The 19,083-nt window shown below is 72.1% G+C and carries 20 protein-coding genes and 3 tRNA genes; 15 read left to right on the top strand and 8 right to left on the bottom strand.

Features of this window, described 5'->3' with window-relative positions; translation table 11 throughout:
* The first annotated feature begins 8 nt into the window (after positions 1-8).
* Positions 9-503, top strand: a complete 495-nt coding sequence (locus tag HGK68_RS13895; RefSeq protein WP_169166497.1) for a MarR family winged helix-turn-helix transcriptional regulator — start codon at positions 9-11, stop codon at positions 501-503.
* Positions 504-550: 47 nt separating this feature from the next.
* On the opposite strand, the gene HGK68_RS13890 is transcribed toward HGK68_RS13895, so the two are convergent.
* The 4 genes from HGK68_RS13890 to HGK68_RS13875 all read right to left on the bottom strand — a co-directional run bounded on the left by HGK68_RS13890 (position 551) and on the right by HGK68_RS13875 (position 1,414).
* Positions 551-916 carry a hypothetical protein gene (locus tag HGK68_RS13890; RefSeq protein WP_169166496.1) on the bottom strand — a complete coding sequence of 122 codons (366 nt, stop codon included), beginning with the start codon at positions 914-916 and terminating at the stop codon, positions 551-553.
* 178 nt (positions 917-1,094) lie between these two features.
* Positions 1,095-1,170: transfer RNA gene (locus HGK68_RS13885), tRNA-Phe, on the bottom strand.
* Between the two features lie 47 nt (positions 1,171-1,217).
* Positions 1,218-1,291 (bottom strand) — tRNA-Asp (locus tag HGK68_RS13880).
* A 50-nt stretch (positions 1,292-1,341) separates the two neighbouring features.
* Positions 1,342-1,414: transfer RNA gene (locus tag HGK68_RS13875), tRNA-Glu, on the bottom strand.
* A 100-nt stretch (positions 1,415-1,514) separates the two neighbouring features.
* On the opposite strand from HGK68_RS13875, the gene HGK68_RS13870 reads away from it, so the two are divergent.
* From HGK68_RS13870 to HGK68_RS13860, 3 genes are all read left to right on the top strand, one after another.
* Positions 1,515-1,859, top strand: coding sequence for a metallopeptidase family protein (locus tag HGK68_RS13870; protein WP_169167139.1), 345 nt, complete (start codon positions 1,515-1,517; stop codon positions 1,857-1,859).
* A 10-nt stretch (positions 1,860-1,869) separates the two neighbouring features.
* The gene (locus HGK68_RS13865; RefSeq protein ID WP_169166495.1) at positions 1,870-2,748 is read left to right on the top strand and encodes an LLM class flavin-dependent oxidoreductase; all 879 of its coding nucleotides are present in this window, start codon (positions 1,870-1,872) and stop codon (positions 2,746-2,748) included.
* A 269-nt stretch (positions 2,749-3,017) separates the two neighbouring features.
* Positions 3,018-4,796, top strand: coding sequence for a hypothetical protein (locus tag HGK68_RS13860; RefSeq protein WP_169166494.1), 1,779 nt, complete (start codon positions 3,018-3,020; stop codon positions 4,794-4,796).
* A gap of 54 nt (positions 4,797-4,850) precedes the next feature.
* Here the strand turns inward: HGK68_RS13860 and galE are convergent, their stop codons facing one another.
* Positions 4,851-5,819: a UDP-glucose 4-epimerase GalE gene (gene galE / locus HGK68_RS13855; RefSeq protein WP_169166493.1), complete on the bottom strand. Its 969-nt coding sequence runs from the start codon at positions 5,817-5,819 to the stop codon at positions 4,851-4,853.
* A gap of 178 nt (positions 5,820-5,997) precedes the next feature.
* On the opposite strand from galE, the gene HGK68_RS13850 reads away from it, so the two are divergent.
* Genes HGK68_RS13850 through HGK68_RS13825 form a run of 6 tightly spaced genes read left to right on the top strand, consistent with a single transcriptional unit; the run spans position 5,998 to position 11,047 of the window.
* Positions 5,998-7,098 carry a polyprenyl synthetase family protein gene (locus HGK68_RS13850; protein ID WP_169166492.1) on the top strand — a complete coding sequence of 367 codons (1,101 nt, stop codon included), beginning with the start codon at positions 5,998-6,000 and terminating at the stop codon, positions 7,096-7,098.
* Positions 7,095-7,985 (top strand): phytoene/squalene synthase family protein, encoded by an 891-nt coding sequence (locus HGK68_RS13845; RefSeq protein ID WP_169166491.1) that lies wholly within the window; start codon positions 7,095-7,097, stop codon positions 7,983-7,985. The genes HGK68_RS13850 and HGK68_RS13845 overlap by 4 nt, the downstream gene beginning before the upstream one ends.
* On the top strand, positions 7,982-9,571 hold the full coding sequence (gene crtI / locus HGK68_RS13840) for a phytoene desaturase family protein (protein WP_169166490.1): 1,590 nt from the start codon (positions 7,982-7,984) through the stop codon (positions 9,569-9,571). The genes HGK68_RS13845 and crtI overlap by 4 nt, the downstream gene beginning before the upstream one ends.
* A complete protein-coding gene (locus tag HGK68_RS13835; RefSeq protein WP_246260391.1) occupies positions 9,562-9,888 on the top strand; it encodes a lycopene cyclase domain-containing protein in 327 nt (108 codons plus the stop codon). Before crtI ends, HGK68_RS13835 begins: the two co-directional genes overlap by 10 nt.
* Positions 9,885-10,193 (top strand): lycopene cyclase domain-containing protein, encoded by a 309-nt coding sequence (locus tag HGK68_RS13830; RefSeq protein ID WP_169166489.1) that lies wholly within the window; start codon positions 9,885-9,887, stop codon positions 10,191-10,193. The genes HGK68_RS13835 and HGK68_RS13830 overlap by 4 nt, the downstream gene beginning before the upstream one ends.
* Positions 10,190-11,047 carry a prenyltransferase gene (locus HGK68_RS13825; RefSeq protein WP_169166488.1) on the top strand — a complete coding sequence of 286 codons (858 nt, stop codon included), beginning with the start codon at positions 10,190-10,192 and terminating at the stop codon, positions 11,045-11,047. Before HGK68_RS13830 ends, HGK68_RS13825 begins: the two co-directional genes overlap by 4 nt.
* A gap of 288 nt (positions 11,048-11,335) precedes the next feature.
* Here the strand turns inward: HGK68_RS13825 and surE are convergent, their stop codons facing one another.
* Together surE and HGK68_RS13815 are read right to left on the bottom strand one after the other, a co-directional pair.
* Positions 11,336-12,100 carry a 5'/3'-nucleotidase SurE gene (gene surE / locus HGK68_RS13820; protein WP_169166487.1) on the bottom strand — a complete coding sequence of 255 codons (765 nt, stop codon included), beginning with the start codon at positions 12,098-12,100 and terminating at the stop codon, positions 11,336-11,338.
* Positions 12,078-13,022, bottom strand: a complete 945-nt coding sequence (locus tag HGK68_RS13815) for a 1-phosphofructokinase family hexose kinase (protein WP_343036914.1) — start codon at positions 13,020-13,022, stop codon at positions 12,078-12,080. The genes surE and HGK68_RS13815 overlap by 23 nt, the downstream gene beginning before the upstream one ends.
* A 156-nt stretch (positions 13,023-13,178) precedes the next feature.
* On the opposite strand from HGK68_RS13815, the gene HGK68_RS13810 reads away from it, so the two are divergent.
* The 5 genes from HGK68_RS13810 (at position 13,179) to HGK68_RS13790 (ending at position 17,569) form a co-directional block, all read left to right on the top strand.
* The gene (locus HGK68_RS13810) at positions 13,179-14,834 is read left to right on the top strand and encodes a mechanosensitive ion channel family protein (protein WP_246260387.1); all 1,656 of its coding nucleotides are present in this window, start codon (positions 13,179-13,181) and stop codon (positions 14,832-14,834) included.
* 167 nt (positions 14,835-15,001) lie between these two features.
* The gene (locus tag HGK68_RS13805) at positions 15,002-15,289 is read left to right on the top strand and encodes an iron-sulfur cluster biosynthesis family protein (protein WP_169166485.1); all 288 of its coding nucleotides are present in this window, start codon (positions 15,002-15,004) and stop codon (positions 15,287-15,289) included.
* Between the two features lie 135 nt (positions 15,290-15,424).
* Entirely contained in the window at positions 15,425-16,903 is a 1,479-nt protein-coding gene (gene lysS, locus HGK68_RS13800) for a lysine--tRNA ligase (RefSeq protein WP_246260766.1), read from the top strand.
* A gap of 1 nt (position 16,904) precedes the next feature.
* Positions 16,905-17,087, top strand: a complete 183-nt coding sequence (locus tag HGK68_RS13795; RefSeq protein ID WP_169166483.1) for a hypothetical protein — start codon at positions 16,905-16,907, stop codon at positions 17,085-17,087.
* A 146-nt stretch (positions 17,088-17,233) separates the two neighbouring features.
* On the top strand, positions 17,234-17,569 hold the full coding sequence (locus HGK68_RS13790; RefSeq protein WP_169166482.1) for a histone-like nucleoid-structuring protein Lsr2: 336 nt from the start codon (positions 17,234-17,236) through the stop codon (positions 17,567-17,569).
* A 61-nt stretch (positions 17,570-17,630) separates the two neighbouring features.
* Here the strand turns inward: HGK68_RS13790 and xylB are convergent, their stop codons facing one another.
* Positions 17,631-19,031: a xylulokinase gene (gene xylB / locus HGK68_RS13785; RefSeq protein WP_169166481.1), complete on the bottom strand. Its 1,401-nt coding sequence runs from the start codon at positions 19,029-19,031 to the stop codon at positions 17,631-17,633.
* Between the last annotated feature and the right edge of the window lie 52 nt (positions 19,032-19,083).

Raw genomic sequence — 19,083 nt, 5'->3', positions numbered from 1 at the left:
ATTCCGGGATGGACCCGCAGACCTCCGACCGGCGCACCGATCTCGGCTGGTCCCTCGGGGTGCTGCTGCGCGGGTACCAGGTGGCACTGGGTTCGGCCCTGGACAGCCTCCCGCACGGGTTCCGTGGCTTCCAGGTGTTGCACGCCGTCTCCACCGGACAGCACCCGAGTCAGCTGGCGCTGGCCGCCGACCTCGGCATCGACCGCACCGTGATGACCTACCTGATCGACGATCTGGTCGAGCACGGCCTGGTGGAACGGCGCTTCAACCCGCAGGACCGTCGGCAGCGGCTGGTGGTGCTCACCGACGCGGGTGCGCGACGCCTGGCCGAGTGCGAGGCGGTGGTCGGCGGCGCCGAGGACCACGCGCTGGCCGGACTGGACCCGCAGGAGCGCGCCCAGCTGTGCGGCCTGCTGCGTCGGGCTGCTCAGGGTGCCCGTGACCTGGGGACCGACCGGGATGCGTGCCGGGTCGTGGACGAGGCGATCGCGAGCCTCGGCTGACGCGAGGGGCGGAGGCGTCCGGCGGCCGCGAGCCGGTCCGGTGCGTGTTACGCGGTACGGGTCGCGCGCAGCGGCACCAGCACGATGTCCAGGTCGGCCAGCAGCTCCACCAGGCCGTCGGAGAGCCCGCCGCCGTGATCCACGTAGCGCTCCACCTCGCGCAGCGCCTCCTCGGTCTGCCCGGCGAGCAGCGCCGCCTCGGACTGCCCCGCCTCCGCCGCCGCGCGGGCGACCCGGTGCCGTTCGGTCAGCGAGTCGCGCACCGCGGCCGCCTGCTTGGCGGTCACCGGAAACACGATCGGGATCGGCCCGGTCGGAGTGTCGGTCGCCCGCAGCCCGCCGACGGCGCGTCGACGGTCGGGCGTGTGCTGGGCGGGCACGTGGTGCTGCGGACGGGACGACTGCTGCGACATCTCTTCCCCTGATCGAGATCGCCGGGTCCGATCCACGCGGCGCGCGGCGGTGGCACGAGGCTATGCCCGGGGAGTGACATCCCGGGGTATTCCCAGGTCGAGTTGAGTGGCGGCGGGTCCGGAACTGAGTGGTGGAGAACGACGAAGCCCCGGACCACTGAGTGATCCGGGGCTTCGATGGTGGCTCCGACCGGCGTCGATCCGGTGACCTTTCGATTTTCAGTCGAACGCTCTACCAACTGAGCTACAGAGCCTTGAACGACGACGCCGGTCGTTACTAGAACGACCGGCGAGTGCCGAGCGACCCCGACGGGACTTGAACCCGCGACCTCCGCCGTGACAGGGCGGCGCGCTAACCAACTGCGCTACGGGGCCTCGTGGTGAGACCTTCTTGCTGACCAACAGTATTCCACATGCACACGCCGTACCCCCAACGGGATTCGAACCCGTGCTACCGCCGTGAAAGGGCGGGGTCCTAGGCCGCTAGACGATGGGGGCGGGAGTCCGCCCCTGACGTCGAGGCGTCTTCAGACCGAGATGAACCTTACGGGGTCGGAGCCCGAACTCCAAAATCGGCCACACTGGGCGGGTGGTGGACATGTCGCGCGAGGAGTTCGAACAGGCGGTCGGCGACGGCCTGGACCTGGTTCCAGAGCAGCTCGCTGCCCAGATGGACAACGTGGTGGTCCTGGTCGAGGACGACGCGCCCGCCGACGAGCCGGAGCTGCTCGGGCTGTACGAGGGCACCCCGCTGACCGAGCGCGACGGGTTCTGGGCCGCCGGCTCGCTGCCCGACCGGATCACGATCTTCCGCAACCCGACCCTGGCGATCTGCGACACCCGCGAGGAGGTGGTGGCGGAAGTCGCCATCACCGTCGTGCACGAGATCGCGCACCACTTCGGGATCGACGACCAGCGCCTGCACGAGCTCGGCTGGTCGTAGCCTCGGTGCCATGACAGCTCGCACCCGCCTCGGCGTCGTCATCCTGCCCCAGCAACGCTGGTCGGAGTCCCGCGCCCAGTGGCTGCGCGCCGAGGAGTACGGCTTCGACCACGCCTGGACCTACGACCACCTGGCCTGGCGGTCACTGGCCGACCAGCCCTGGTTCGCCACGGTGCCCCTGCTGGCCGCGGCCGCCGCGGTGACCGAGCGGATCCAGCTCGGTACCTGGGTCGCCTCGCCGAACTTCCGGCACCCGGTGCCGTTCGCCAAGGACGTGATGGGCCTGGACGACATCTCCGGCGGGCGGTTCCTGCTCGGGCTGGGGGCCGGGGGTGAGGGCTACGACGCCTCCGTCCTGGGCCCGGCGCCGACCCGGGGTGAGCGCACCCGCCGGTTCGAGGAGTTCGTGCCGCTGCTCGACGCGCTGCTCACCCAGCCGGTCACCGACCACGAGGGCGAGTTCTACACCGCGCACCAGGCCCGGATGATCCCCGGCACCCTGGCCGATCCCCGGACCCCGTTCATCGTGGCCGCCAACGGCCCGCGGGCGATGGCGGTGGCAGCGCGCCACGGCCAGGGGTGGGCCACCTACGGTCCGTCCTTCGCGCCGGGGGAGCCGGGTGACCAGGAGGCGTGGTGGACCGGCCTGGCGGCGTTGGTCGAGCGGATGCGCGAGGTCGCCGAGCCGATCGGTCCGGTGCCCCCGATGTACCTGAACATGGATGGCGCCCCGCGCTACTCCCTGGAGTCGGCCGACCTGCTGGTGGAGGGGGTCGAACGGGCGGCGGGCCTCGGTTTCAGCGACGTGGTGATCCACTGGCCGCGGGAGTCCGGCATCTACGCCGGGTCGGAGGACGTGATGGCGGAGGCGTTGAGCCGCCTGGCTTAGGTGTCCGGGCAGCCCGAGGACCGCCTCCGGGACTCGGTGGTCCCGCGCTCGCCGAGTCGCGCCACAGGTCGGCCGTGCTCTGCCCGCCGGCACTCGTCCCTGCGTGGAAGCACGGTGGCCGCTCGGGGCTTCTGCCGCTGCCCGGCGCCCGGCCGCAGGGTCGCTCCCTAGCGTCGCCTGCGATGGCGCGCCGCAGCGTCGTCGTCCCTCCGACGATAGGTAGGCACCCCGTGCGCACTCACCTCAACCCTCGTTCCACCTTCTGTACCGTGACCGCCGCGGTGGTCGGCGGTGCGATGGTGGTCGGGATGACACTGCCCGCCTGGGCCGTGCCCACCCCGAGCTCCGGTCCGACCGCCGGCGGCACCACCGTCACCGATACCATCCCGGCCGGTGTCACGCTGTCGAACGTCTCCGGCGGTGCCGCGTTCAGCGTGGCGATGGGCTCGGACGGCAACGTCTACGCCTGGGGCAACAACGACTACGGCCAGCTGGGCGACGGGACCACGAGCCCTGCCGCCGCCCCGGTCCGGATGCAACTCCCCGCCGGGGTGACCGTCACCGACCTGGTGGCCGGGTCGGCGAACTTCGGTGTGCGTACCGCGGACGGATCGGTCTACCTGACCGGACGCGGGGACGACGGGATGCTCGGCAACGGCGACACCGCGTCGTCCGCGCTGCCGGTCCTGCTCCAGGCTCCGGACGGCATCACGTTCAGCCAGGTCCAGCTCGGGGAGTACTCCGGTGCGGGCCTCGGCTCGGACGGTCGGCTCTACCCCTGGGGCAACGGCGACGACGGACAGCTCGGCATCGGTGAGAACTTCGAGGACCCGATCATGTTCTCCCTGGTGCCGGTCGAGGTGCCGCTGCCCGCCGGGGTCACGGTCGCGGACTACTCGGTCGGCGCCGACTTCGTGATCGCCATCGGCTCGGACGGGGTGACCTACGCGGGGGGCCACGGCAACTACGGTCAGCTCGGTGACGGACTCACCTCCTCCGCGTTCGACCCTCAGGTCGTCACGCCCCCAGCCGGGGTGCGCTACACCGCGGTGCATGCCAGCGGGATGTCGGTGGTGGCGACTGGCTCCGACGGTGCCACCTACGCCTGGGGCACCTCGATGTACGGGCAGGCGGGCAACGGTTCGGAGGAGAACCGGGTGCTGTCGCCGGTTCGGGTGACGCAGCCCGCCGGGGTGAGCTTCACCTCGATCACCCCGGCGAACTACCACTTCATGGCCGTCGGTTCGGACGGTGCCACCTACGCCTGGGGCATGGATGCCTGGCACCAGTTGGGGGTGGGCGGCACGGAGATGTTCCAGACCGTCCCGACCCGGGTCACGATCGCCGATCTGACCGTGGACTCGGTTTCCTTCGGTGCGGCGACGGGCACCGATCTGGCGGTCACCGGGGACGAGTGGAACGCGATCACTCCGGCGCACGCCTGCGGGGCGGTGGATGTGAGCGTGGTGTACACCCAGCTCGGTCGGACCAGCACCGACGTGACGACCGACGGCTTCACCTTCGGGTCGGCACCGGCGGTCACCCAGCAGCCCACCTCCGTCGCGCTGGCCGAGGGGGAGAGCACGGTGACCCTGACGGCTGCCGCCTCCGGTGACGAGGCACCGACCGTGCAGTGGCAGCAGCGGGCCGGCGGTGGCGAGTGGGCCGACATCGACGGGGCCACCTCCGGGACGCTGACCACCACGGTCGCGGCCGACACCGACTTCCGGGCGGCGTTCAGCAACTGCCTCGGCACGGTGGAGAGCCAGGTGGCCTCGGTGACCCCGTATGTGGCACGGGAGCCGGTGGCGCCGAGCGACCCGACCACTCCTGCCGCCCCTGCTGCTCCGGCCGCACCGAGTGACGGCACCATCCCGACGGTGACCGACCCGGTGGCGATCAGCGGTACCCTCCCTGCCCCGTCTTACACCGGCATCCTCGCTCGCACCGGTGTGGTCGTCGGCAGCGTGGCGGCGCTCGCGGCGGCCCTGATCGGGGGCGGCGCGATCCTGACCGCGCTGCGGCGTCGGCGGTCGACCGAGCACTGACCGAGCAGCGCGAAGGCCCGTCCCGGCACGGCCGGGGCGGGCCTTCGCGGTGTCTCAGCGCGCCTGGCGTGCCCGCCAGGCGCTGGTGACCATCTCGGTCAGGCTGTGCCGCATCCGCCAGTCCAGGTCGCGGGCGGCCGCCTCGCCAGAGGCCACGATCCGTGCCGGGTCGCCCGGCCGACGAGGGGCGACCTCCGGGGTGAAGTCGATCCCGGTGCCCTCGGCCATCGCGGTCATGATCTCCCGCACCGACACCCCGTCCCCGGAGCCCAGGTTGTAGACCGGCAGCAGCTCACGGCCCTCGGTGAGGGCCTGGGCGGCGGCCACGTGCGAGGTCGCGAGATCGGCCACGTGCACGTAGTCCCGGACGCAGGTGCCGTCCGGGGTGGCGTAGTCGTCGCCGTTGATCCGCGGGGTGCGACCCTCGGCCAACGCGTCCAGCACCAGCGGGAACAGGTTGTGCGGGCTGGTGTCGGCGAGGTCGGGGCTGCCGGAGCCGACCACGTTGAAGTACCGCAGCGAGGTGTGGTGCAGCGCTGTCGGCTCGGTGGCCTTGGCCTGGTCGCGCAGCAGCCATTCGCCGATCAGCTTGGACTCACCGTAGGGCGACTCGGGGGCGGTGGCGGTGTCCTCGGTGACCAGATCGACGTCGGGGGTGCCGTACACCGCCGCGGAAGAGGAGAAGACGATCCGGGAGACCTCGGCCTCCGCCATCGCCGCCAGCAGGTGGGCGGTGCCGGTGACGTTCTGTTCGTAGGTGTGCAGCGGCCGCTGCACGCTGACCCCGGCGTACTTGAACCCGGCCAGGTGGACGACCCCGGTGACCCGGTGCTCGCGCAGGGCGTCGGTGACCAGCGCCGTGTCCAGGATCGAGCCGCGGACGAAGGGCACGCCCTGCGGCACGAACTCGGCGTGGCCGGATGACAGGTCGTCCAGCACCACGACCGGGATCCCCACCTCCTGGAAGGCCCGCACCACATGTGATCCGATGTACCCGGCTCCGCCTGTCACCATCCACGTCATAGCGGCAGCCTAGCGCGCCGCATGGTCGATTGTGTGTGGATGTGTGACTTTTTGTTCGATGGCGATTCGGCTTCGGAAATGCCCGCCGGTGAGGGACAGTGCCTGCACCCGGTTGAACTGGCGGGACGGCTGGTGCTCAGTACGCTGACCATCAGCCGCGAATCGCAGGAGGGCCACCATGCACCGCACCGAGACGCCGCCGGTGGGTCTGCGCGTCGCGGCCCCGGCGGTCGGCTTCGACGACCGGGTCGAGGCAGGACTGGACCAGGTCCGGATCGCCCTCGACGCAGAGATCGACGACCGGCGCGCCCGCGCGCGTGAGCTCGCCCCGGTGCACGCGGCCCTGTGGCGTGCCGTCGGTGACCAGATCGGTGGCCGACTGATGCGGCCCCGGCTGACCGTCGCCGCCTACCTCGGCCTCGGCGGCACCCAGGACGCGGCCGTCGCCCCGGTCGCCGCCGCCCAGGAGCTGCTGCACACCGCGATGCTGGTGCACGACGACCTGCTGGACCACGATGAGACCCGCCGCGGCCGACCGAATGTCACCGGCACCGCCCGGCACCGCCTGACCAGTGCCGGGATCACCGGCCGCGCCGCCGACGACCAGGTGCTCGCCGCCGGGGTGCTCGGCGGGGATGTCGCGCTCGCCGCCGCCTTCGGGCTGGTCGCCGCCGCGCCGGTCGCGCCGGAGATCGCCCTGCGGGTGCTGCGCACCATGACCGAGTCGGTGGACACCACCGTCGCCGGCGAGCTGCTGGACGTCACCGGCGCGCTGTCCGGTCCGGCCGAGGTCGACGCGCTGCGGGTGGCGGAGCTGAAGACCGCCGTCTACTCCTGCTGCGCTCCGCTCACCGTCGGTGCCCAGCTCGCCGGGGCCGACGACGGTGTGCTCGGGGTGCTCGACCTCTACGGCACCGCCTTCGGAGTGGCCTTCCAGCTGCTGGACGACGAGCTCGGTGTCTTCGGTGACCCGGCGCTGACCGGCAAGTCGGCGCTGAGCGACCTGCGCGAGGGCAAGCGGACCGAGCTGATGCGCCTCACCTGCCTCCGGGCCGACGCCGCCGGTCGTCGGGTGCTGGACCGGCACCTGGGCCGGGCGGACCTGGACGAGGCGGGTGCCGCCGAGCTGCGCACGGTGATCCGGGACAGCGGTGCGCTGGACCAGGCACGCGACGTGCGGATCGCCGCCGTCGAGCGTGCCCGGGCCGCGGTCCGGGACGGTCTGCCCGGCGAGCTGGCCGACTATCTGACCGGTCTGACCCGGATGCTGGCCGCGTGAGCGCTGACGACTCGGCCCGAGCGCACGCGCTGGCGCTCTACCACCGCACGGCCGCCCGGACCTGCCACGACGTCCTCGCCGGGTACTCCACCTCCTTCGGGCTCGGCACCCGGGTGCTCCCGATCCGGCAGCGGCGCGACATCGAGGCGGTGTACGCCCTGGTCCGGATCGCCGACGAGGTGGTCGACACCCGTGGGGGCACCGACGCCGCCGAGGCGCTGGACGAGCTGGAAGCCCAGGTCGCCCGTGCGTTGGTCACCGGATGGTCGACGAACCTGGTGGTGCACGCCTTCGTCCGCACCGCGCGCAGGGTCGGGATCGGAGCGGCGGAGATCGACCCGTTCTTCGCCTCGATGCGCGCCGACCTGACGGTGACCGTGCACGACGAGGAGTCCTACCGGCGCTACATCTACGGCTCGGCCGAGGTGGTCGGGCTGATGTGCCTGGCGGTCTTCCTCAATGCCGACCGACGACCCGGCGACCCGATCCGGCAGGCGGACCCCGCCACGGTCGAGGGTGCCCAGGCGCTGGGGGCCGCGTTCCAGAAGGTGAACTTCCTGCGCGACCTGGCCGCCGACACCGGTGAGCTGGGCCGCCGCTACTTCCCCGGGGTGGGGGAGCGCGGGCCGGACGACCGGCAGTACGCGGCGATCCTGGCCGAGATCGGTGCCGACGTGGACCGGGCGCGTCAGTCGCTGCCCGCGTTGCCCGCCCGCGCCCGGGCAGCGGTGGCGGTGACCCTGGGCCTGTACGACCAACTGTTGACCCAACTGGCGCAGCTGCCGCCGGAACGGGTGCTGGAACGCCGGGTGCGTGTGAGCACCCCGCGCAAACTGATCGTGCTCGGCCGCACTCTGGCCGACGAACTGCGGGGAGGTGTCCGGTGAGCGGGCGGGTGATCGTGGTCGGCGGCGGGATCGGTGGACTGGCCACGGCCGCTCTGCTGGCCCGCGGTGGTGCCGAGGTGACGTTGCTGGAGCGGCACGACCGGGTCGGAGGTCGCGCCGGGACGCTGGAGCTGCACGGCTTCCGCTTCGACACCGGGCCGTCCTGGTACTTCATGCCGGAGGTCTTCGACCACTTCTTCGCGCTCTTCGGTGAGTCGACCGCCGATCACCTCGATCTGGTGCGCCTGGACCCCGCCTACCGGCTGTTCCCCGAGGGACGACCGCCGGTGGAGCTGCCCGCCGACCCGGAGGAGGTCTGGGCGGTCTTCGAGTCCTTGGAGCCGGGTGCCGGGGCGAAGGTGCGCGCGTACGCCGCCGAGTCGTCGGACGCCTACCGGACGGCGCTGGACCACTTCCTCTACACCACCTTCGCCCGCCCGGACCGTGCGCTGTCCGCCGACGTGCTCCGCCGCTCCGGCACTCTGGCGACCCTGCTCACCCAGAGCCTGGCGCAGAAGATCGCGCACACCACCGACCACCCGGTGATCCGGCAGATGCTCGGGTACCACGCGGTCTTCCTGGGCAGCTCGCCGTACCGGGTGCCCGCGTTGTACTCGCTGATGAGCCACCTGGACCTCACCGACGGCGTGCTTTACCCGCGCGGCGGGATGTACCGCCTCATCGAGGCGATCGAGCGGATCGCCCGGTCCCAGGGGGTGGAGATCCGCACCGGCGCCGACGTGGTCGGGATCGACGTCGACCCTGCGTCCCGCTCGCTGCGCCACCCCCGCCGCAGCGGGGTCGCCACCGGGGTGCGGCTGGCATCGGGCGAGGTGCTGTCCGCCGACCTGGTGGTCTCCGGCGCCGACGTCTTCCACACCGAGACCGAGCTGCTCCCCGCCGAGCACCGCAGCCGCCCCGAACCGTGGTGGGAGGACCGAGGACCGGGCATCTCCGCCCTGCTGATCATGGCCGGGGTGCGCGGACCACTGCCTGAACTCGCCCACCACTCGCTGTTCTTCACCCAGGACTGGCCGGGCAACTTCGACGCGATCCTCGGCGACCAGCTGCAGGTGCCGGAACCTGCCTCGCTGTACGTCTCCCGGGTCACCGCCACCGACCCGACCGCCGCCCCGGCCGGTCACGAGAACCTGTTCGTCCTGGTGCCCTTCCCGGCCGACCCCACCCTCACCGACCTGGACGGGTACGCCGACCGGTTCCTCGACCAGATCGGCGACTGGGCCGGGATCGACGGCCTGCGCTCGCGGGTGGTCACCCGGCGCGTGGTCGGACCGGCCGACTTCGCCCGGGACTTCTCCGCCTGGCGGGGCACCGCGCTCGGCATGGAGCACACCCTGGCGCAGAGCGCGATGTTCCGGCCCGGCAACCTGTCGGCCACGGTGCCGAACCTGCTCTACACCGGCGCCGGCACCATCCCCGGTGTCGGGCTGCCCATGTGCCTGATCAGCGCCGAACTCATCGCCAAGCGGATGCTCGGCGAGACCTCCGCCTCCCCGCTGCCGACGCCGCTGCGCCCCGGATACCTGGACGCCGCCCGCCCGCGGGGTGCGTGGTCGTGGACCTGACCGGACTGGCGTACCTCGGCGCGCTCGCGCTGTCCCTGACCGGGCTGGCGATCATCGACCGGCGGTGGCGGCTGGCGTTCTGGGCCGCCCCGAAGCGGGCCGCGCTGTGCCTGGTGATCGGCGTGGTCGGCTTCCTGCTCTGGGACGTGGCCGGTCTGCTGCTCGGCATCTTCACCCGGGGGGAGAGCCCGCACATGACCGGGCTGCTGCTCGCCCCCGACCTCCCGGTCGAGGAAGCCGTCTTCTTGACCCTGCTCTGCTACGTCGCGCTGCTCGCCTGGCGTGGCCTGGACCGGTGGCAGGCGGCACGTCGATGACCAATATCGTGCTGAACCTGATCGTGCTGGCCGTGCTGGCGGCGGTGTGCTGGCGGGTGCTGCGCCGGCTGCGGCCCGGCCCGCTGGTCAGCACCACGGCGATCCTGTGCGTGCTGACCATGGTCTTCGACACCCTGATGATCGCCGCCGACCTGTACGTCTTCGATCCCGACAAGATCCTGGGCGTGTACCTCTGGGGCGCCCCGCTGGAGGACTTCGCCTACGCCGTCGCCGCCTGCCTGGCGATGCCGACCCTGTGGACTCTGCTGGAATCCCGCGACCGCCGGAAGGAGAGCACACGATGAGGGATGTGCTCGCCGCGTCGCGACCGTTCTCCTGGATCAACACCGCCTACCCCTTCGCCGCCGGGTACCTGATGGCCACCGGGGGCCGGATCGACGCCGCCCTGATCGTGGGCACCCTGTTCTTCCTGATCCCGTACAACCTGCTGATGTACGGCGTGAACGACGTCTTCGACTACGCCTCCGACCTGGCGAACCCGCGCAAGGGCGGCATCGAGGGGGCGCTGGCCGACCAGCGATCGCACCCCCGGATCCTCCGGGCCGCGGGGGTGAGCACCCTGCCCTTCGTGATCGCGCTGCTGCTGCTCGGCTCGGTCGCCGCCGGGCTGGTGCTCGCACTGGTGGTCTTCCTGGTGGTCGCCTACTCCGCCCCGGTGCTCCGGTTCAAGGAGCGGCCGATCCTGGACTCGGCGACCTCCGCGATGCACTTCGTCGGACCGCTGCTCTACGCCCTGGTCCTGGTCGACGCCCCGCTGACCGCCCGGACCACCTGGCCGGTGCTGGTGGCCTTCGTGCTGTGGGGGATGAGCTCGCACGCCTTCGGTGCGGTGCAGGACGTGCGCGCCGACCGGGCCGGAGGCATCGGTTCCGTCGCCACCGTGCTCGGCGCGCACCCGACCGTGGTCGCCGCCACCGTCGGGTACGTCCTGTCCGCCGCGACGCTGGCCGTGCTGCCATGGCCCGGCTGGCTCGCCGCCCTGCTGCCGCTGCCCTATGCGCTCAGCACCGCCCGGTTCTGGCGGGTCACCGACGACGACTGCGAACGGGCGAACGCGGGCTGGAAGACCTTCCTCTGGCTCAACCTGGTCACCGGCTTCCTGGTCACCATGCTCCTGATCGCCCTCGCCCTGACCTGACCCTCGCCTGAGCCTGGCCCGCGCCTGACCCCGGCCCGCGCCTGAGCCTGACCTGCGCCTGACCCGCGCCTGACCCCGGCCCGCGCCCGACCCGCGCCTGAGCCCGGCCCGCGCCTCGCCCGCGCCCGGCCACCCCGGCGTCGAGATGACGGAAATCGTCGCTGCGCGGCCGGTTTTGCGTCGATTTCCGTAGTCTCGACGACCCGAGCGGGCGTGCGCGTGCGGGCGAGGGTGCGCGAGGGCGAGAGCGGGCGAGCGGGCGAGCGCGGGCGAGGGTGCGGGGCCGGGTCAGAGCGGGTCGTCCAGCTCGGGCAGGTCGGCGGCCGGGTCGAAGGCGGGTGCGTGCAGCAGGGTCACGGTCGCCCAGCCCCGGGCGAGCAGCCCGGCGTCGGTGTCCGGCTCCTGGGTGGCGGAGTTCTCCTGGTAGGTCAGCATCAGATTCCCGTGTTCGACCTCGCGGATCCGCGCCTGGACAGCGCCGAAGGACGCCAGCGGTGCCTTGCGCAGTCCGCGCACCCGGTCCGCGGGCAGGTCGGGGACGTTGAGGTTCACCACGTGGTCCGGCTTGCGCTCCCGGCTCAGCAGCCAGCGCAGCACGTGCTCGGTGTAGAGCTCGGCGGTGGCCCAGTGCTGGGGACGCGCGTCGGCGATCGACACCGCCAGTCCGCGGATGCCGTGGGTGTTGGCGGACAGGGCCGCGCCGACCGTGCCGGAGTGCAGCACGGCGTGACCGGTGTTCGCGCCCCGGTTCACCCCGGAGAGCACGAAGTCCGGCTTGGGTCCGAACCCACCGTGTGCGGCCACGAAGGCGATCATCGCCGGGGCGGCTCGGACGGCGAAGGACGGCACCCCCTCCGGCAGCCCCGGTGCGTCCCTGCGGTCCACCACCAACCGGCCGTCCAGCTCGGCGCCGAGCAGCGCTGCCGCGGCACCGGAGGAGTCCCGCGCCGGGGCCGCCACCATCACCTCCGCGCCGACCGCCAGACCGACCCGGGCCAGCACCGCCAGCCCCTCGGCCTCGATGCCGTCGTCATTCGTCACCAGGATGCGCACCGGGATCCTCCCTGTCGTCGACGTCATGGACACTGATCTGCTCCGCGAAGCGCTCGATCTGCTCGCGGTGCCCGGTGCCCAGTCCGCGCCGGGTCACGTTCAGTGCCCCGGCGGCGGCACCGAGGCGCGCCGCCTCCGCGATGCCGAGGCCCCGGCCGACCGCGACCGCGATCCCCGCCGTCATCGAATCGCCCGCGCCCCGGTGGTCGACGGTGGTGACCGACGGGGCAACCACCTCGCGGACATGGGCGGCGGTGACCAGCAGGGCGGGGTCGGCGGCACGGGAGACCATGACCACCCGCACTCCGGCGTCGATCAGCTTCCGGGCACCCAGTTCCAGCTCGGGCAGGCTGTCATCGGTGGCGAGTTCGGCCTCGACCAACTCGGTGTGGGACATCTTGAGCACGTCGACGCCGGACCGCGCCGCCTGTCTGGCCGCGTCGCCCGACAGGTCGGCGACCGTCTTGATCCCGGCGGCGCGCAGATCGCCGACCAGCCGACCGAAGAACGACCCGGGCAGCACGCTGGCCGGATACGTCCCGGTGATGACGCACACGTCGGCGTCCAAGGCCTCGACCAGGACGGTGCCGTACAGGTCGTCCACCTCGTGCCGGTCCAGCCGGGAGGGCGCCATGAACGCCAGCTCCTCCCGCTGCCCGCCCCGCCGGTCGTGCAGGTAGGCACCGTTGGACCCGGCGGTGCCCACCGCGCGCACCCGGAGGTTCTCCTTCTCCGCCAGGTGGGCCAGCACGGTGCCGGTCTCGCCGCCGAACGGGCCGCAGAGCACCACGTCCGCGCCGAGGGAGTAGGCCATCCGCGCCACCCACAGCCCCTGACCGCCGGGATGGACGTGCAGTTCGGTGTCGTGGTCCTGGGAGCCGGACTCGATGGTCAGGGTGAGGATCGGGGTGGGAGCCAACACACACACGCGCGGGGAACGACTGACGGCCAACCGGCACCTCCGTGGTCGTGGGAGCTGCCATCGTGGCGTGACCTGCGGCACAGCGCATGTGGGGATGCGGCGAAGGTCCGCGCCAGCGGTGGAACCGGCGGCCGGAGCATGCTCACGATGGCCCGCGTGACTGAAGAGACCAACGACGTCGGACAGGTGCTCATGCCGCTGCTCGCGGTGGCCGGTGCCATCGTCCTCGCCCTGCTCGCCGCCTGGCTGGTCAAGCTGCTGGTGCGGACCCTCGCCAAGAAGTCCGTGATCGCCGGTGACCTGGCCCGCCGCGCCCGGCACCCGTTGCGCGCGGTGCTGGTGGTGATCGCGGTGTGGATCGCCCTGCGCCTGGCCGTCCCGGCATCGACCTGGCGCGAGTCGGACTGGCTGGGCACCGTGCAACACCTGTTGCTGATCGCGCTGATCGGCACCGGGACCTGGCTGATCGGCTCGCTCGCCTTCGTGATCGAGGACGCGGCGCTGAGCCGTTACCGGGTCGATGTGCGGGACAACCGGCATGCGCGGCGGGTGCGGACCCAGATCCAGCTGCTGCGCCGAATCACGGTGGCCCTGCTGGTCGTGGTCGCGCTGTCCGCCGTGCTGTTGACCTTCCCCGGGGTGAGCGCCTTCGGTGCCAGCCTGCTGGCGTCGGCCGGTGTGCTGTCCATCGTGGCCGGTCTCGCGGCGCAGAGCTCGCTGGCGAACGTCTTCGCCGGGTTGCAGTTGGCCTTCACCGACGCGATCCGGGTGGACGACGTGGTGATCGTCGAGACCCAGTGGGGTCGGATCGAGGAGATCACCCTGACCTATGTGGTGGTGCACGTGTGGGACGACCGGCGCCTGATCCTGCCGTCGACCTACTTCACCCAGACCCCGTTCGAGAACTGGACCCGCCGCGCCGCCGAGCTGCTGGGGACCGTGGAGCTGGACGTCGACTGGCAGGTGCCGGTGGACGGGATGCGCGCCGAACTGAACCGGTTGCTGGCCGACACCGACCTGTGGGACCAGCGGGTCGGCATCCTGCAGGTGACCGATGCGGTGGGCGGGGTGGTGCGGCTGCGCGCCCTGGCCTCCGCGGTGGACGCCCCGACCCTGTTCGACCTGCGTTGCTACCTGCGCGAGGGGCTGGTCGCGTGGCTGCAGTCCCACGCACCGGAGGGTCTGCCGCGCACCCGGCTGGAGACGATGGCGAGGGCAGCCCGCCCGGCCGTCCCGGAGCCGGTGGCCGAGCCGGCCCCGATCACCGCGGGGATGGCCCAGGACGCCCGGTTCTTCACCGGCAGCATCGCCGCGGAGCAGCGTTCGCGGTCCTTCGCGGGCCCGGGGCAGGACGTGATCGACGAGCGCGAGGAGCACGCTGCCGAGGTCCAGGAGGCGGAGCGTCCCGACGACGGCCGGGAGGACGTCGCGACGGGTCCGGAGCGCGGCGGCGACGCGGCGGCCCCCGATCAGGAACCGGTGCCCGGAGGCTCCGATGTGCCGCGCACCGATCAGATCTCGACGCGCCGGGCCTCCGACGCGCCGCGCACCGATCCGGTCCCGGCCTCGGACGCCGCCCGCGGTGACGCGCCGACCGGCACGGGGCCGACGCTGCGCCGCTCGGACGTCGATGCACAGGAAAAGAAGTCATCGGACGATTCGGCCACCCCGGACACCCGGGACGCGGGCACCGCGATCCTGTCGCCGATCACCGACGACACCGCCGCCATCCCGACTGACCAGCGCGAAGACCCGTCGGCGACCCCGCCGCGGCGTCGGTCGATCCGGTCCACGCCGATCGACCCGCTCTGAGGGTCCCCGATCGGGCACCGCGTGTCGACCGGACGACGCTGGGCGGACGTCGATCGTCTTGCCCAGCGGACACCGGCTTGCACCCGCTCCACCGTCCCCGGACGGTGGAGTGGTCCGAAGGTCGACCCCTCGGGGATCGGCCCGAACCGGCAACGGAAGGAGCACCCGTGCTCACCTTGACCGAGAACGCCAGCACCGCCGTCCGTGACCTCACCGAGCGTGCTGGTCTCCCCGACTCCGGGGGTCTGCGGATCGCCGAGTCCGAGCAGCAGGCGGGCAGCTTCGAGCTGGCACTGGTGCCGGAGGCGGCACCGGGCGACGACGTGATCGACCAGAACGGGGCGACCGTGTTCGTGTCGTCCGCGACCTCACCCGCGCTGTCCGACCTGCAGTTGGACGCCGACCCCAGCGTCTCCGGCGGTCCGGGCTTCACGCTCACCCCGCAGGCGGTCTGAACCTCCGCACTCCGAGCGGCCCGGCACCTGTCCCTCAGGTGCCGGGCCGCTCGTCCGTTCCGCCGTGTGCGGATGAATAGAATCGACCGCGTGACCGAGACTCCCGCCCCCGCTGCCACCGACGTTCCCGAGCAGATGCTGGTCCGGCGGTCCAAGCGCGACCGCCTGCTGGCCGAGGGGCAGGAGCCCTACCCGGTGGGTGTGCCGCGCACGCACACCATCGCCCAGGTCCGCGCCGAGCACCCCGACCTGGAGGCCGGTCAGGAGACCGAGGACGTGGTGGGGGTCGCCGGGCGGGTGGTGTTCCTGCGCAACACCGGCAAGCTGTGCTTCGCCACGTTGCAGGACGGCGAGGGCAACCGGTTGCAGGCCATGCTCAGCCTCGCCAACGTGGGTGAGGAGCGGCTGGCGGCGTTCAAGACCGACATCGACCTGGGCGACCACCTGTTCGTGCACGGCACGGTGATCTCCTCCCGGCGCGGGGAATTGTCGGTGATGGCCGACTCGTGGCAGCTGGCCGCGAAGTCGCTGCGCCCGCTGCCGAACCTCTACACCAAGGGTGAGGAAGGGCCTGAGCTCTCCGAGGAGGTGCGGGTCCGCCAGCGTTATGTCGACCTCATCGTGCGGCCCGCCGCCAGGGACATGGTGCGGTTGCGCGCGAATGTCGTGCGGTCGCTGCGGGAGAACTTCCACCGCCGGGACTTCATCGAGGTCGAGACCCCGATGTTGCAGACCCAGGCCGGTGGCGCGAGTGCGCGGCCGTTCATCACGCACATGAACGCCTTCGACATCGAGCTGTACCTGCGGATCGCGCCGGAGCTGTTCCTCAAGGAGGCGGCGGTCGGCGGTCTGGAGCGGGTGTTCGAGATCAACCGCAACTTCCGCAACGAGGGTGCCGATTCCTCGCATTCACCCGAGTTCGCGATGCTGGAGGCGTACGAGGCCTACGGCACCTACGACACGATGGCCGCGCTGACCCAGAACCTGGTGCAGACTGCCGCGCAGGACGCGCTGGGCACCACGCTGGTCACCCTGACGGACGGCACCGAGTACGACCTCGGCGGCGACTGGGCGCAGGTGAGCATGTACCCGGCCGTCTCCGAGGCGCTCGGCGAGGAGATCACGCCGGAGACCTCCGTCGAGCGGCTGCAGAGCTTCGCCGACCGGTTCGAGATCGCCCTGGACCCGAAGAAGACCAACCACGGCAAGCTGGTCGAGAGCCTGTTCGAGCACCTGGTCGGCGACCACCTGCACGCGCCGACCTTCGTGCGGGACTTCCCGGTGGAGACCAGTCCGCTCACCCGCGACCACCGCAGCATTCCCGGCGTGGTGGAGAAGTGGGATCTGTACGTGCGCGGGTTCGAGCTGGCCACCGCCTACTCCGAGCTGGTCGACCCGGTGATCCAGCGGCAGCGCTTCGAGGCGCAGGCCCTGCTGGCGGCCGCCGGTGACGAGGAGGCCATGCACCTGGACGAGGACTTCCTGGCGGCGATGGAGTACGCGCTCCCGCCGACCGGTGGCATGGGAATGGGCCTGGACCGCCTACTGATGGCGATCACCGGCGCCGGTATTCGCGAGACCATCTTGTTCCCGCTGGTCAAGCCGCAGGTGTGACATGAATCTCCTGCCCGCCCTCGCCGCGATCATCCCCTCCGTCGGAGTGGGGATCATCTTCTGGGTCGCGATCCGCGCGTTGATGAACGCGGACCGTTCCGAGCGCGCCGCATTGGCGCGGATGGATGCCGAGGAGCGTTCTGTCAACCAGCCGACTGACGACGAGTCACGACCCGCTGATTGACTGTAAACCACCGCAATCGGACACGGTTATGGCGGTTCGCTTTGACGCGCCGCGATATCGGATGCATCCTTTCCGGGACAGCTTGATTACACGCCGCTCTAGGGCAGGGGTTCAGCGGCCGTAGCGAACGACCCTCGGAGGGCGACATGGCACAGAAGGTTCAGGTTCTGCTCGTTGACGACATCGACGGCGGCACCGCTGACGAGACGGTGACTTTCGGTCTGGACGGGGTCTCCTACGAGATCGACCTGTCCGACGCGCACGCCAAGGAACTGCGCGACGCCTTCGGCAGCTGGGTCGGGCACGCCCGCAAGGTGAGCAGCCGCGGCACCCGTGCCGCCTCGACCGGTGGCACCTCCCGCCCGCGTCGCAGCAGCGACGCCGGTGACGTCCGCGCCTGGGCGAAGGAGCAGGGCTACGAGGTCTCCGAGCGGGGTCGTATCTCCGCCGAGATCCGCGAGGCCTACGCCGCCGCGCACTGATCGCGACACACGAACGGCCCGGTCCCCGTCGGGGGCCGGGCCGTTCGTCGTTCGGCTGAGGTCAGGGTCGAGCAGCGGTGAGTTCGCGCACCGCCGCGTACTGCGCCCGGACCTGCGGCGTCGACTCGGCGGTGTAGACCTCCGACTCGCCCGCGGCCGACCAGGCCGGGGGAGTGTCGCGGCCGCTGAGCACCCACGCTGCCTGGCGTGCGGCACCGTCGGCCACGTACTCGCCGGGGGTGGGCACGGTGACGTCCAGGCCGAGCACCGCCGGCGCGATCCGGCGCACCGCCTCGGACTGCGCGCCGCCGCCGATCAGGAACACCCGTTCCACCGGCACCCCGAGATCGCGCAGCGCGTCCAGACCGTCGGCCAGGGCGCAGAGCATGCCCTCCACCGCGGCGCGGGCCAGGTGTGCCGGGGTGGTGTTCGCCAGGCGCATCCCGTGCAGCGCACCGGTGGCGTCCGGCCGGTTCGGGGTCCGCTCGCCCTCCAGGTAGGGGATGTGCACCAGGCCGTCGGCACCGGCGGGGACCGACAGGGCGAGCGCCGACAGCCCCGCGTGATCCACACCGAGCATCCGGGCCGCGGCGTCCAGCACCCGCGAGGCGTTCAGGGTGCAGGCCAGCGGCAGGAACGCGCCGGACGCGTCCGCGAAGCCGGTCACCATCCCGCTGCCGTCGGCGGTGGGCTGCGCGGAGATCGCGCTGACCACACCCGAGGTGCCGATCGAGATCGCGACGTCCCCGGTGGTCAGCCCCAGGCCGAGCGCGGCCGCGGCGTTGTCCCCGGCCCCGGCGCCCAGCAATGCGCCGGACGGGGTGCGGGCGGCGACCGCGTGCGGGGCGACCACCGTGGGCAGCACCGCGTCGTGCCCGAGGGCCAGCTCGAGCAGGTCGCGGCGGTAGTCGTCGGCGAACGGCGACCAGTAGCCGGTGCCGGAGGCGTCCGAGCGGTCGGTGGTCAGTGTCGCGAGGTCGGTGGATCCGCTGAGCCTCCAGGTCAACCAGTCGTGCGGCAGGGCGACGGCGGCGACCCGCGCGGCGTTGGCCGGCTCGTGGTCGCGCAGCCAGCGCAGCTTGGTCACGGTGAGCGAGGCGACCGGCACCGAGCCGATCGCGTCCGCCCAGGCCTGTCCGCCGCCGAGCTCGTCAATCAGGTCCAGGGCGCTGGTGGCGGAGCGGGTGTCGTTCCACAGCAGGGCGTCCCGGACGACCCGGCCGTCGGCGTCCAGCGCGACCATGCCGTGCTGTTGGCCGCCGACCGCGATGGCCTCGACGTCGTCCAGCCCACCGGCGTCGTCGATCGCTGCCCGCAGCGCCTCCCACCAGCGCTCCGGGTCGACCTCGGTGCCGTCCGGGTGGGCTGCCCGGCCGGTGCGGACCAGGGCGCCGGTGTCGGCGTCCCGGATCACGATCTTGCAGGACTGGGTGGAGGAGTCCACCCCGGCGACCAGTGCCATCAACTCTCCTTCGAGGACGGAACGCCGACCCGACAGCGCGGAGGTTGTCGGG

The sequence above is a fragment of the Cellulomonas taurus genome (genome assembly GCF_012931845.1).
Lineage (GTDB): Bacteria > Actinomycetota > Actinomycetes > Actinomycetales > Cellulomonadaceae > Cellulomonas > Cellulomonas taurus.
The sequence above is the reverse complement of the archived record's forward strand: the minus strand, read 5'-3'. Positions and strand labels throughout refer to the sequence as shown.